At 63.2% G+C, this 12,722-nt stretch carries 10 protein-coding genes; all 10 read left to right on the forward strand.

Annotated elements, in window-relative coordinates; genetic code table 11:
• Nucleotides 1–1,329, forward strand: a complete 1,329-nt coding sequence (gene dnaA / locus KHN93_RS00005) for a chromosomal replication initiator protein DnaA (RefSeq protein WP_016901843.1) — start codon at nucleotides 1–3, stop codon at nucleotides 1,327–1,329.
• Nucleotides 1,330–1,606: 277 nt separating this feature from the next.
• Nucleotides 1,607–2,707: a DNA polymerase III subunit beta gene (gene dnaN / locus KHN93_RS00010; protein ID WP_016901842.1), complete on the forward strand. Its 1,101-nt coding sequence runs from the start codon at nucleotides 1,607–1,609 to the stop codon at nucleotides 2,705–2,707.
• A gap of 1,087 nt (nucleotides 2,708–3,794) precedes the next feature.
• A complete protein-coding gene (gene recF, locus KHN93_RS00015) occupies nucleotides 3,795–4,901 on the forward strand; it encodes a DNA replication/repair protein RecF (protein ID WP_046345195.1) in 1,107 nt (368 codons plus the stop codon).
• Nucleotides 4,902–5,015: 114 nt separating this feature from the next.
• A complete protein-coding gene (gene gyrB, locus KHN93_RS00020; RefSeq protein ID WP_016901840.1) occupies nucleotides 5,016–7,460 on the forward strand; it encodes a DNA topoisomerase (ATP-hydrolyzing) subunit B in 2,445 nt (814 codons plus the stop codon).
• Between the two features lie 67 nt (nucleotides 7,461–7,527).
• A complete protein-coding gene (locus KHN93_RS00025) occupies nucleotides 7,528–8,364 on the forward strand; it encodes a CPBP family intramembrane glutamic endopeptidase (protein WP_016901839.1) in 837 nt (278 codons plus the stop codon).
• Between the two features lie 62 nt (nucleotides 8,365–8,426).
• Nucleotides 8,427–9,233, forward strand: a complete 807-nt coding sequence (locus tag KHN93_RS00030; RefSeq protein WP_016901838.1) for a M48 family metallopeptidase — start codon at nucleotides 8,427–8,429, stop codon at nucleotides 9,231–9,233.
• Between the two features lie 152 nt (nucleotides 9,234–9,385).
• Nucleotides 9,386–10,582, forward strand: coding sequence for a tetratricopeptide repeat protein (locus KHN93_RS00035; protein ID WP_039529494.1), 1,197 nt, complete (start codon nucleotides 9,386–9,388; stop codon nucleotides 10,580–10,582).
• A 153-nt stretch (nucleotides 10,583–10,735) separates the two neighbouring features.
• A complete protein-coding gene (locus KHN93_RS00040) occupies nucleotides 10,736–11,407 on the forward strand; it encodes an energy transducer TonB (protein WP_039518127.1) in 672 nt (223 codons plus the stop codon).
• Between the two features lie 85 nt (nucleotides 11,408–11,492).
• Nucleotides 11,493–12,254: a TonB-system energizer ExbB gene (exbB, locus tag KHN93_RS00045; RefSeq protein ID WP_005912445.1), complete on the forward strand. Its 762-nt coding sequence runs from the start codon at nucleotides 11,493–11,495 to the stop codon at nucleotides 12,252–12,254.
• A 45-nt stretch (nucleotides 12,255–12,299) separates the two neighbouring features.
• Entirely contained in the window at nucleotides 12,300–12,722 is a 423-nt protein-coding gene (locus KHN93_RS00050; protein ID WP_011035268.1) for an ExbD/TolR family protein, read from the forward strand.

Below are 12,722 nucleotides of genomic sequence, written 5' to 3' on the forward strand. Positions count from 1 at the left end.
ATGGATGCTTGGCCCCGCTGTCTGGAACGTCTCGAAGCCGAATTCCCGCCCGAGGACGTCCACACCTGGTTGAAACCCCTGCAAGCCGAAGACCGCGGCGACAGCATCGTGCTGTATGCGCCGAACGCCTTCATCGTCGACCAGGTCCGCGAGCGCTACCTGCCGCGCATCCGCGAGCTGGTGGCGTATTTCGTCGGCAACGGCGAAGTGGCGCTGGCGGTCGGCTCGCGTCCACGTGCGCCGGAACCGCAGCCGGCACCGATGGCGGCGCCCAGCGCGCCGGTTGCCGCGCCGATCGTGCCGTTCGCCGGCAATCTGGATTCGCACTACACCTTCGCCAACTTCGTCGAGGGCCGCAGCAACCAGCTCGGTCTGGCGGCCGCGATCCAGGCCGCGCAGAAGCCCGGCGACCGCGCCCACAACCCGCTGCTGCTGTACGGCAGCACCGGCCTGGGCAAGACCCACCTGATGTTTGCCGCCGGCAACGCGCTGCGCCAGGCCAATCCGGCCGCCAAGGTGATGTATCTGCGCTCGGAACAGTTCTTCAGCGCGATGATCCGGGCGCTGCAGGACAAGGCGATGGACCAGTTCAAGCGCCAGTTCCAGCAGATCGATGCGCTGCTGATCGACGACATCCAGTTCTTCGCCGGCAAGGACCGCACGCAGGAGGAGTTCTTTCACACCTTCAACGCGCTGTTCGATGGCCGCCAGCAGATCATCCTGACCTGCGACCGCTATCCTCGTGAGGTCGAAGGCCTGGAGCCGCGGCTGAAGTCGCGTCTGGCCTGGGGCCTGTCGGTGGCGATCGATCCGCCCGATTTCGAGACCCGTGCGGCGATCGTGCTGGCCAAGGCGCGCGAGCGCGGCGCCGAGATTCCGGACGACGTGGCGTTTTTGATCGCCAAGAAGATGCGCTCCAACGTGCGCGACCTGGAAGGTGCGCTCAACACGCTGGTGGCACGCGCCAATTTCACCGGCCGCTCGATCACGGTGGAATTCGCCCAGGAGACGCTGCGCGACCTGTTGCGCGCCCAGCAGCAGGCGATCGGCATCCCCAACATCCAGAAGACCGTGGCGGACTACTACGGCCTGCAGATGAAGGACCTGCTCTCCAAGCGACGCACCCGCTCGCTGGCGCGTCCGCGCCAGGTGGCGATGGCGCTGGCCAAGGAGCTGACCGAACACAGCCTGCCGGAGATCGGCGACGCCTTCGCCGGCCGCGACCACACCACCGTGCTGCATGCCTGCCGGCAGATCCGCACGCTGATGGAGGCCGACGGCAAGCTGCGCGAGGACTGGGAAAAGCTGATTCGCAAGCTCAGCGAGTAAGCCGACAACGGTCTTGACGGCCCGCTTGGAGAAAAGCGTGGAAACGTTGGGGTCAAATGCGGGAGAATCTGTGGATAACGTTGCCTCGCAGGTCGGGCGGAAAACTATCCACAGGTTTTACCGCCAGACCAGGGGCACTAGTCCAACGACTTTCAAGCGCTAATTTGTCTTTGGAAACAAACAGTTATGGTGGTTATCCGCTGAAAACGGCCCTACCATCACCACCAAGCTTTTGATTTATTCCATTATCTTTTAAAGCATAGGGGCACGGAACCACATGCGTTTTACACTGCAGCGCGAAGCCTTCCTCAAACCATTGGCCCAGGTGGTCAATGTGGTCGAACGCCGTCAAACCCTGCCGGTTCTGGCCAATCTGCTGGTGCAGGTCAAGGACGGACAGGTCTCCTTGACCGGTACCGACCTGGAAGTGGAAATGATCTCGCGCACGATGGTGGAAGACGCGCAGGACGGCGAAACCACGATTCCGGCGCGCAAGTTGTTCGACATCCTGCGTGCCCTGCCCGACGGCAGCCGCGTCACCATCTCGCAGACTGGCGACAAGGTCACAGTGCAGGCCGGGCGTAGCCGCTTCACCCTGGCCACGCTGCCTGCCAACGATTTCCCGTCGGTGGACGAAGTCGAAGCCACCGAGCGTGTTGCGGTGCCGGAGGCAGCGTTGAAGGAGCTGATCGAGCGCACCGCGTTCGCCATGGCCCAGCAGGACGTGCGCTACTACCTCAACGGCTTGCTGTTCGACCTGCGCGAGGGTTTGCTGCGGTGCGTAGCCACCGATGGCCACCGTCTGGCGCTGTGCGAGACCGAGCTGGAAAAATCCGGCGGTGCCAAGCGCCAGATCATCGTGCCGCGTAAGGGCGTGACCGAGCTGCTGCGCCTGCTGGAAGCAGCTGACCGCGAGGTGGAGCTGGAAGTTGGCCGTAGCCATATCCGCGTCAAGCGTGGCGATGTGACCTTCACCTCCAAGCTGATCGACGGCCGCTTCCCGGATTACGAGGCGGTGATTCCGATCGGCGCCGATCGCGAGGTCAAGGTGGACCGTGAGGCACTGCGCGCATCGCTGCAGCGTGCGGCGATTCTGTCGAACGAGAAGTACCGTGGCGTGCGGGTGGAAGTGTCACCGGGTCAGCTGAAGATCAGCGCACACAACCCGGAGCAGGAAGAAGCGCAGGAAGAAATCGAGGCCGACACCAAGGTGGACGATCTGGCCATCGGCTTCAACGTCAACTATCTGCTCGACGCGCTGTCTGCACTGCGCGACGAGCACGTGGTCATTCAGCTGCGCGATGCGAACTCGTCGGCACTGGTCCGTGAGGCTAGCAGCGAGAAGTCGCGTCATGTGGTGATGCCGCTGCGCCTCTGACGCTGCGTTCCACGTGGAACACGAAGAGCCCGGCGAAAGCCGGGCTTTTTCGTTTTGGAGATCGGGAGCGCTAAGTTCGTTGTGGTGTAAGGCTTTGGGAGGCTTGAACGTCCTTGGGCATCCGCTCTGCGCTGGTATTGGGTGTCCAGATGCCTCGGTGCCTAACCCGGAGCTACTCTGCATTCGGGCATGATCCTCGGAGTATCAATGCCGCACGTTCACCAAGCCAAGAACGGTTCGATAGACGCCACTCACGGGTAGTCAGACTTCAACGACCGGACAAGCGCATTGGTTCGTTTGCTTGGATTGACGGGCGTGAGTTCGAAGAAGAGCGATATCAAAAATTTGGCATGAGCCTGGTGCGCTGCTGTCGCCGGCATGGATGCTTGGCCAATCTGTGGTTGAAGGCATCCCAAAGATCAGTGAGCTGTCTCGCCCTGGGACAGTGCCACGTGAAATCGGTGCGCTCCGCGCAAGTAAACAACCCACCCGGGACCTGTTGAGTTACGAAGACCCTGTTGGCAGGTTCACAGCGTGCACGTGGAACAACGGGCTTCTCCTCGTGTCACCCGCCGACTTTGGGAAAAAGCTGGCTTTGTCGCAGCCTCAGTGAGATTCGGTAGTCATGCGCTGTGGTTTTGTCGTCAAGCAAAGTCATTCGCACGGAAATCAGTCTGAACCAGTTCATCAAGCGCGGAGTGCTTCACTCCGAACCGAGACGTACAGCTACGTCTGAACTTGCGTGTTCTCAAGCCGGTTTTTGAGTTATGCACATCGAGCTTTGCTTTTAAATCTATAAATAATTTAAGAGCTTGGTGGTGATGGTAGGGCCAGATTTCGCCGGAAACTGCCCTATGTATTTGTTTTTAAATTACTTTTAGGCCTCGAAACCCTGTGTTTAGACCCGTGTAGAGGGGTCGACAACCTGTGGATAATCGGGAGCGGCTGCTCAGGCCAGCTTTTTATCCACAGGTTGTCCCCTGCCTGTCCCTTGGGTCGCTTCACGTCTGTACGGCAGGATCCGCATCGATCACGTATCCTCCGCTCCGACCGGGATGCCGGATAACAGCGCAGAGCAGACCGATCGATGCACGTAGTGCGGTTGTCCATCCATCGACTTCGTCGTTTCGAGACCGTCGACCTCCACCCAGCCAGTTCCTTGAACCTGCTGACCGGCGATAACGGTGCGGGCAAGACCAGCGTGCTGGAAGCGTTGCATCTGATGGCCTACGGCCGCAGCTTTCGTGGCCGTGTACGCGACGGGCTGATCCAGCAAGGCGCCGGCGATCTGGAAGTCTTCGTGGAGTGGCGCGAAGGAACCGCCGCGACCGGGGAACGCACGCGGCGGGCGGGCCTGCGCCATAGCGGCCAGGAATGGACCGGCCGGCTGGATGGCGAAGATGTCGCCCAGCTGGGCGCCTTGTGTGCCGCGCTGGCTGTCGTGACCTTCGAGCCCGGCAGCCATGTGTTGATCAGTGGCGGCGGTGAGCCGCGGCGGCGCTTCCTCGATTGGGGGCTGTTCCACGTGGAACCTGACTTCCTGGCGCTGTGGCGGCGCTACGCGCGGGCGCTCAAACAGCGCAATGCCCTGCTCAAGCAGGGCGCGCAGCCGCGCATGCTCGATGCCTGGGATCACGAGCTCGCCGAATCCGGCGAAACGCTGACATCGCGCCGTCTTCGCTACCTGGAGCGTCTGCAGGAGCGACTGATTCCTGTCGCAACAGCGATCGCCCCGTCGCTCGGGCTGTCCGCGCTGACGTTCGCACCGGGCTGGAAGCGCCATGAAGTGTCGCTTGCCGATGCGCTGCTATTGGCACGCGAGCGTGATCGCCAGAACGGCTACACCTCGCAAGGGCCACACCGGGCCGATTGGGCGCCTGCCTTCGATGCATTGCCGGGCAAGGATGCGCTCTCCCGCGGCCAGGCAAAGCTCACCGCCCTCGCCTGCTTGCTGGCGCAGGCCGAAGACTTCGCCCACGAGCGCGGCGAATGGCCGGTGATCGCCCTGGACGACCTGGGCTCGGAGCTGGATCGCCACCATCAGGCGCGCGTGCTGCAGCGCCTGGCGTCCGCACCGGCGCAGGTGCTGATCACCGCAACCGAAATGCCGCCCGGCCTAGCCGAATCCGGCAAGCTGCTGCACCGGTTCCACGTGGAACACGGCAATGTGGCCGTGCTGACGCCCTCCGCGTAACCGTCGGCGGCGCAGGTGGGCCGACTGGTATAATTTACGGGCTATCCCCCTTTTCCCACGGTGCGATGCGGCTCCTGCCGCCTGCGCCCGTGTTGTGGAGCTAACGGCACACGCATGACCGACGAACAAAACACCTCGCCCACCCCCAACGGCACCTACGACTCCAGCAAGATCACCGTGCTGCGTGGCCTGGAAGCCGTCCGCAAGCGCCCCGGCATGTACATCGGCGATGTCCATGACGGCACCGGCCTGCATCACATGGTGTTCGAGGTGGTCGACAACTCGGTCGACGAAGCCCTGGCCGGCCATGCCGACGACATCGTGGTCAAGATCCTGGTCGATGGCTCGGTTGCGGTGTCCGACAATGGCCGTGGCGTGCCGGTCGACATCCACAAGGAAGAAGGCGTCTCGGCGGCGGAGGTGATCCTCACCGTGCTGCATGCCGGCGGCAAGTTCGACGACAACAGCTACAAGGTGTCCGGCGGCCTGCACGGCGTGGGCGTGTCGGTGGTCAATGCGCTGTCCGAGCACCTGTGGCTGGACATCTGGCGCGACGGCTTCCACTACCAGCAGGAATACGCGCTGGGCGAGCCGCAGTACCCGCTCAAGCAGCTGGAAGCCTCGACCAAGCGCGGTACCACGCTGCGCTTCAAGCCGTCCGTGGCGATCTTCAGCGACGTCGAGTTCCATTACGACATCCTGGCGCGCCGCCTGCGCGAGCTGTCCTTCCTCAACTCAGGCGTCAAGATCACCCTGATCGACGAGCGCGGCGACGGCCGCCGCGACGATTTTCACTACGAGGGTGGCATCCGCAGCTTCGTCGAGCATCTGGCGCAGCTCAAGTCGCCGTTGCACCCGAACGTGATCTCGGTGACCGGCGAGCACAATGGCATCGTGGTGGACGTGGCCCTGCAATGGACCGACGCCTACCAGGAAACCATGTACTGCTTCACCAACAACATCCCGCAGAAGGATGGCGGCACCCACCTGGCCGGTTTCCGCGCCGCGCTGACGCGTGTGCTGAGCACCTACATCGAGCAGAACGGCATCGCCAAGCAGGCCAAGGTCGCGCTCACCGGCGATGACATGCGCGAAGGCATGATCGCGGTGCTCTCGGTCAAGGTGCCCGACCCCAGCTTCTCCTCGCAGACCAAGGAAAAGCTGGTCAGCTCGGATGTGCGTCCGGCGGTGGAAAACGCCTTCGGTGCGCGCTTGCAGGAGTTCTTGCAGGAGAATCCGAACGAAGCCAAGGCCATCACCGGCAAGATCGTCGACGCCGCCCGTGCGCGCGAAGCTGCCCGCAAGGCGCGCGACCTGACCCGCCGCAAGGGCGCGCTGGACATCGCCGGCCTGCCCGGCAAGCTGGCCGACTGCCAGGAAAAAGACCCGGCGCTGTCCGAACTGTTCATCGTCGAGGGTGACTCGGCAGGTGGCTCGGCCAAGCAGGGCCGCAACCGCAAGAACCAGGCGGTGCTGCCGCTGCGCGGCAAGATCCTCAATGTCGAACGCGCGCGTTTTGACCGCATGCTGGCCTCCGACCAGGTCGGCACGCTGATCACCGCGCTGGGCACTGGCATCGGCCGCGACGAGTACAACCCGGACAAGCTGCGTTACCACCGCATCATCCTGATGACCGACGCCGACGTCGACGGCTCGCACATCCGGACCCTGCTGCTGACCTTCTTCTACCGGCAGATGCCGGAGCTGATCGAGCGCGGCTACATCTACATTGGCCTGCCGCCGCTGTACAAGCTCAAGCAGGGCAAGAGCGAGCTGTATCTGAAGGACGACGCGGCGCTCAATGCCTACCTGGCCAGCAACGCGGTCGAAGGCGCGGCGCTGATCCCGGCCACCGACGAGCCGCCGATCACCGGCGAGGCGCTGGAAAAGCTGTTGATGCTGTTCACCAGCGCCAACGAGGCGATCGCGCGCAACGCACACCGTTACGACCCGGCGCTGCTCACCGCGCTGATCGACCTGCCGCCGCTGGATGTGGACAAGCTGCAGGCCGAAGGCGAGGTGCACCCCACCCTGGATGCGCTGCAGGCGGTGCTCAACCGCGGCACCCTGGGCACGGCGCGCTACCAGCTGCGTTTCGACCCGGCTACCGATGGCGCCTCGGCGTCGCTGGTGGCGGTGCGCAGGCACATGGGCGAGGAATTCACCCAGGTGCTGCCGATGGGCGCGTTCGAAAGCGGCGAGCTGCGTCCGCTGCGCGAGGTCTCGCTGGCCCTGCACGACCTCGTGCGTGAAGGCGCGCAGATCGTGCGCGGCAACAAGACCCACCCGATTACCAGCTTCGCCCAGGCGCATGCCTGGCTGCTGGAAGAGGCCAAGCGCGGCCGCCAGGTACAGCGCTTCAAGGGCCTGGGCGAAATGAACGCCGAACAGCTGTGGGAAACCACGGTCAATCCGGACACGCGTCGCCTGTTGCAGGTGCGGATCGAAGATGCCGTGGCCGCCGATCAGATCTTCAGCACTTTGATGGGCGATGTGGTCGAGCCACGCCGCGACTTCATCGAGGACAACGCGCTGAAGGTGTCCAACCTGGACATCTGAGCCACCGTCGCCCGTCGGCGCATCGCTCAGGCGCTGCGCCGACGCCTGCGGTTTTTTCAGGACGACGATGAGCGCAGATCCTTCCCCGAGGCCGGTACCGACGCCGGCCGCCGGCACCGCCCCGCTGCTGCCGCCATTGCTCGGCTTCGGCATCGATGTGCTGATCGCCACCGGCCTGCTGCTGTCGCTGAGCGTGGCCGGGTTTGCGCTCTGGGGCGTATTCCGCGGCGTCAGTGCCGTGCAGGCCGCCAAGGCGCAGGGCCTGACGCTGTCCTCAAGCGAGATCATGGCCACCATCGGCCAACCCGGCGTGCTGGTGCAATTGCTCACCGCGTTGGTCAGCACCGCCTCGCCGGCGCTGCTGCTGTATTACTGGCGCCGGCGTGCGACGGCAGACGAACACCGGGCCTCGCGCGCCGCTGCAAGGCGTGCCTCCACCTGGGGCTGGACCGCGCTGATCGCGGTTGGCGTGTTCCTGCTCAGCAATCTGGTCAGCGTGGCGGCGTCCGCGCTGGGCATCAAACCGGTGCCGACCAACCTGCCGCTGATGGAAGAAGCCATCAAACAATGGCCGCTGGCGCTGGTGGTGTTTGCCGTGGCGATCGCCCCGGCGTACGAGGAACTGCTGTTCCGACGCGTCTTGTTCGGCCGCCTGCTCGCCGCCGGCCGGCCCTGGCTGGGCATCGCGCTGAGCAGTGCGATCTTTGCGCTGGTGCACGAAGTGCCCGGCGTCAGCGGCAACGGACCGGCCGCCATCGCGCAGCTATGGCTGGTCTACGGCGGCATGGGCGCGGCGTTCGCATGGCTGTACTGGCGCACCGGCACGCTGTGGGCACCGATCGTGGCGCATGGCGTCAACAACGCCACCGCCCTGGCGGCGCTGTACTTTTTTGGCATCGGCTGAGCCGTTTGACGAAAAGTTAAGACGAGCCTGCCAAAATGCCCCCAGGGTTCAAGGGGGATTGAATGAAAGCCAGGCTGTTGATCGTTGTCGCCGTCTTTGCACTGACGGCATGTGCCACCACAACCTCGCCGACCGGCCGCCGACAGGTGGTGGGAGGCGTCACGCAGGACCAGCTCGACAAGCTTGGCGCCGAATCGTTCGCGCAGACCAAGGCCAAGGAAAAAGTCAGCACCGACGGCAAGCAGAACGCCTATGTGCAGTGCGTGGTCAATGCGCTGGTAGCGCAACTGCCGCCGCAGTGGCGCGAAACCCGTTGGGAAACCGCGCTGTTCGTCGATAACGAAGCCAACGCCTTTGCGCTGCCAGGTGGCAAGGTTGGCGTGAATACCGGCATCTTCACCGTCGCCAAGACGCAGGATCAGCTGGCTGCCGTGCTCGGGCACGAAATCGGGCATGTGATCTCCCGCCATCACGAAGAGCGCATCACCCGCCAGCTCGGCGCACAGACCGGCCTGGGCATCATCGGCGCGCTGGCCGGTGCGGCCTACGGCGACGGCGCCGCCAGTGCGGTCAACCAGGTCGGCGGGATGACCGCCCAGACTGTGTTCCTGCTACCCGGCTCGCGTACCCAGGAGAGCGAGGCCGATGTGGTCGGCCAGCGCCTGATGGCCCAGGCCGGCTTCGACCCTGCTCAGGCAGTCACGCTGTGGCAGAACATGATGGCCGCCAGCGGCAATCGCCAGCCGCAGTGGCTGTCCACCCACCCCGACCCCGCCAATCGCATCCGCGAACTGCAGGCAGACGTCAACCAACTCGAACCGGTTTACCAGCAGGCGCGACAGGACGGGCGCGTGCCGCGTTGCGGCTGATTTCGCAGCGCTTACGTACCGAATGTCGCAACACAGCATGGAAACCGTTTTCGGGAACTGAGACTTTCTGCTAAGTTTGCCGGCTCAGATTTTTCGTACAGCGTTTATTCCGCTTTTCGTACCGCCCGACGGCGGCTCGTCCGAGGTGAAACATGAAACTGCTCAACCGCAAGCAAGCCCTGTTGTCCCTGTTCATCGCCGCGTCCCTGGGCGGGGCTGTCGTCACCGATGCTGTTGCGCAGTCGGATCGTTCGTCCGAGCGCGCCAGCCGCAAGTCCAAGAACAGCGGCAAGGCCGAAGAGTTGTATCCGCAGTCCACCCGCGCCGCGCCGACGATCAAGCCTTCGTCCAAGCTGGGCAGCAAGCTGCAGAAGCTGATCGAAACCTTCAACAAGGGCGAAGACTTCCCGGCCGTGCGCACCCAGGCCGACGAGATCCTTGCCAATGGCTCGGCCAACGAAGCTGACAAGGCACTGGCGTCGCAGCTGGCCGCCCAGGCGGCGTACAACATGGACGACACCGCCGCTGCCAAGAAGTACCTGCAGCAGGCGATCGGCCTCAATGCGCTGGACAACAACGGCCAGTTCCAGTCGATGCTGATGCTGGCGCAGTTGCAGATGCAGGACGACCAGCAGGCCGAAGGCCTGGCCACGCTGGACAAGTATCTGGAAGAGAGCAAGTCGCAGCGTCCGGAAGACCTGATCCTCAAGGGCCAGGCGCTGTACCAGGCCGAGCGCTACAAGGAAGCCATTCCGGTGCTGAAGCAGGCCATTGCCGCCTCGCCCGAGCCGAAGGACACCTGGAACCAGTTGCTGATGGCGTCCTACGCCGAAGCCGGCCAGACCGGTGAAGCAGTTGCTGCTGCCGAAGCGCTCGCCGCCAAGACGCCGAACGACAAGAAGGCCCAGCTCAACCTGGCCAGCATGTATATGCAGGCCGACCAGATGGACAAGGCCGCCGCAGTGATGGACAAGCTGCGCGCTGCCGGGCAGTTGACCGAAGAAAAGGAGTACAAGCAGTTGTATTCCATCTACGCCAACACCGAGAACAAGGAAAAGGATGTCATCGCGGTCATCAACGAAGGTATGCAAAAAGGCATCCTTAAACCCGATTATCAGACATACCTTGCGCTCGCACAGTCGTATTACTACAGCGAAGACGTGCCCAAGGCGATCGAGAATTGGCAAAAAGCCGCACCGCTTTCCAAGGACGGCGAGACCTATCTGAATCTGGCCAAGGTGCTGCATTCGGAAGGTCGCATCCCGGAGGCCAAGCAGGCCGCGCAGCAGGCAATCGCCAAGGGTGTCAAAAAACCTGATGACGCCAAGAAGATCATCAATCTGAAGTAAAAAAGAAAATAAACCCCCGAAATCCCTGTGTTTTTAGTGGTTACAGGACTCGGGATTGGTATAAGCTTGGGGGTTCCTGCGGTGTCAAAGCCGTCCGAAAACCTGGGGATCATCACAGTGATCCGGGGCCCCCACTGAAAGAGCCATTGGCGCATGACGGAACAACTCGTTATCCACAGGCATGACTATGATGCCGGGAACCAGGGTCTGAGCTGGGCCCGCATTATCGGCATTGCTTTCGTAATTGCCTTGCACCTCACTGCACTGATGATGTTGCTGATCCCTGCAGTGGCGCCGAAGGCTCCGGCAGAGAAGGAGCGCACCACCATGGTTACCTTGGTGGATGCACCGCCTCCTCCCCCGCCGCCGCCGCCGCCGCCGCCGCCGGAAGACAAGCCGCCACCGCCGGTCAAGAATCTGTCGCCGCCGAAGCCGTCACCGGTTCCGCCGCCGCCGGAAGCTCCGGTTGTCGATGTTCCCGAACCGCGTCCCAGCGATATCGTCACGCCGCCGAGCCCGCCGGCTCCGCCGCAACCGCCGAGTGACATCGGCGCCAGTGTCGATATCTCGTCCAAGAACATGAACCCGCCGAAGTACCCGCCGGCTGCATTCCGTGCCGGTGTCCAAGGTGAGGTCATCCTGATCGTGGATGTGGATGCAAGCGGCAACGTGACCAATGTGTCGGTCGAAAAGTCCAGCCGCAACCGCGACCTTGACCGTGCCGCGATGGACGCAGCACGCAAGTGGAAGTTCAACGCCTCCACTGTCAACGGGCAGAAAGCCGCCGGACGTGTCCGCGTCCCGGTCAACTTTGCTCTGAACTGATCCCACGGGCCGGCCACGGTCGGCCCAGGATCCTGTCTTCCTTTCGCTCCACCCTTCATCACCACACACAACAAAGGTAAGCGTCATGCTGCAGGAATTCTTTATCGCCGCCGCTGCAGGGGGCTCCAATCCGTCGGCCGCCCTGTCGCAGATGGGCTTCGAGCACTTGATCACTGAAATGACGTCCAGCCCCGGCGATTTCGCCGTGTCCTGGGTCGTTCTGATCACCCTGATCGCCATGTCCGCTGCCTCCTGGTACTGGACCGTCATCAACATCTTCCGTGCCACCCGTCTGAAGAGCGCGGCTGACCGCGTCACCACCGCGTTCTGGGATGCCCCGAATGCACAGGACGCCATCCGTGCCATGGAAGAGCAGCCGGCTTCCGAGCCGTTCTCCAAGATCGCACTGGACGCAGCGCAGGCTGCTGCTCACCACCAGCGCGCCGAAGGCAGCACCGGTGGTCTGGGCGAGAGCCTGAGCCGTTCGGAATTCGTCGATCGCGCCCTGCGTCAGGCCGTGACCCGCGAAAGCACCAAGCTGCAGTCGGGCATGACCCTGCTGGCCACCGTCGGTGCGACCGCGCCGTTCGTCGGTCTGCTCGGTACGGTGTGGGGCATCTACGGCGCGCTGATCAAGATCGGTGCAACCGGTTCGGCCTCCATCGACGCCGTTGCCGGCCCGGTGGGTGAAGCGCTGATCATGACCGCGATCGGTCTGTTCGTCGCAATCCCGGCCGTGTTCGCGTTCAACTTCTTCTCCAAGGTCAACAGCTCGGTGATCGCCAAGTTCGACACCTTTGCCCACGACCTGCACGACTTCTTCGCCACTGGTTCGCGCGTTCGCTAATCCGTAGTAAAGAACGACTTCGCAACGATTTAGACGGAGCCCGTTATGGCCTTCAGTAGTGGAAACAGCGGTGGCCCGATGGCCGACATCAACGTGACGCCCCTCGTGGACGTGATGTTGGTGCTGCTGATCATCTTCATCATTACGGCACCGCTGATGTCCCATAAGGTCAAGGTGGAGCTGCCAGAGGCCAACCTGATCCAGAAGGAAGATGCGGAGAAACGCGCCGCGCCGATCACCCTGGCCGTCAAGGAAGACGGGTCGCTGTACTGGAACGACGAGCCGATTTCCAAGGAAGCCTTGGAATCGCGCCTGTCCACCGCCGCACAGCAGACACCGCAGCCGCCGCTCAATTTGCGTGGCGACCGCACGACCAAGATGCGTACGATCAACGAGATCACTAAGATCGCGCAGGGTCAGGGCATGTTGGACGTCGGCTTCGTCGCAACCAAAGAGAAGGGGCAGTAA

Origin of the sequence: Xanthomonas arboricola pv. juglandis, from assembly GCF_905367715.1 — a bacterium.
Taxonomy (GTDB): Bacteria; Pseudomonadota; Gammaproteobacteria; order Xanthomonadales; family Xanthomonadaceae; genus Xanthomonas; species Xanthomonas arboricola.

Bases quoted from the DNA above. Each gene is read 5' to 3' on its own strand.
- KHN93_RS00050 (WP_011035268.1), top strand. From the start codon at position 12,300: ATGGCCTTCAGTAGTGGAAACAGCGGTGGCCCGATGGCCGACATCAAC.
- dnaN (WP_016901842.1), top strand. From the start codon at position 1,607: ATGCGTTTTACACTGCAGCGCGAAGCCTTCCTCAAACCATTGGCCCAG.
- dnaA (WP_016901843.1), top strand. From the start codon at position 1: ATGGATGCTTGGCCCCGCTGTCTGGAACGTCTCGAAGCCGAATTCCCG.
- gyrB (WP_016901840.1), top strand. From the start codon at position 5,016: ATGACCGACGAACAAAACACCTCGCCCACCCCCAACGGCACCTACGAC.
- recF (WP_046345195.1), top strand. From the start codon at position 3,795: ATGCACGTAGTGCGGTTGTCCATCCATCGACTTCGTCGTTTCGAGACC.
- KHN93_RS00025 (WP_016901839.1), top strand. From the start codon at position 7,528: ATGAGCGCAGATCCTTCCCCGAGGCCGGTACCGACGCCGGCCGCCGGC.
- exbB (WP_005912445.1), top strand. From the start codon at position 11,493: ATGCTGCAGGAATTCTTTATCGCCGCCGCTGCAGGGGGCTCCAATCCG.
- KHN93_RS00030 (WP_016901838.1), top strand. From the start codon at position 8,427: ATGAAAGCCAGGCTGTTGATCGTTGTCGCCGTCTTTGCACTGACGGCA.
- KHN93_RS00035 (WP_039529494.1), top strand. From the start codon at position 9,386: ATGAAACTGCTCAACCGCAAGCAAGCCCTGTTGTCCCTGTTCATCGCC.
- KHN93_RS00040 (WP_039518127.1), top strand. From the start codon at position 10,736: ATGACGGAACAACTCGTTATCCACAGGCATGACTATGATGCCGGGAAC.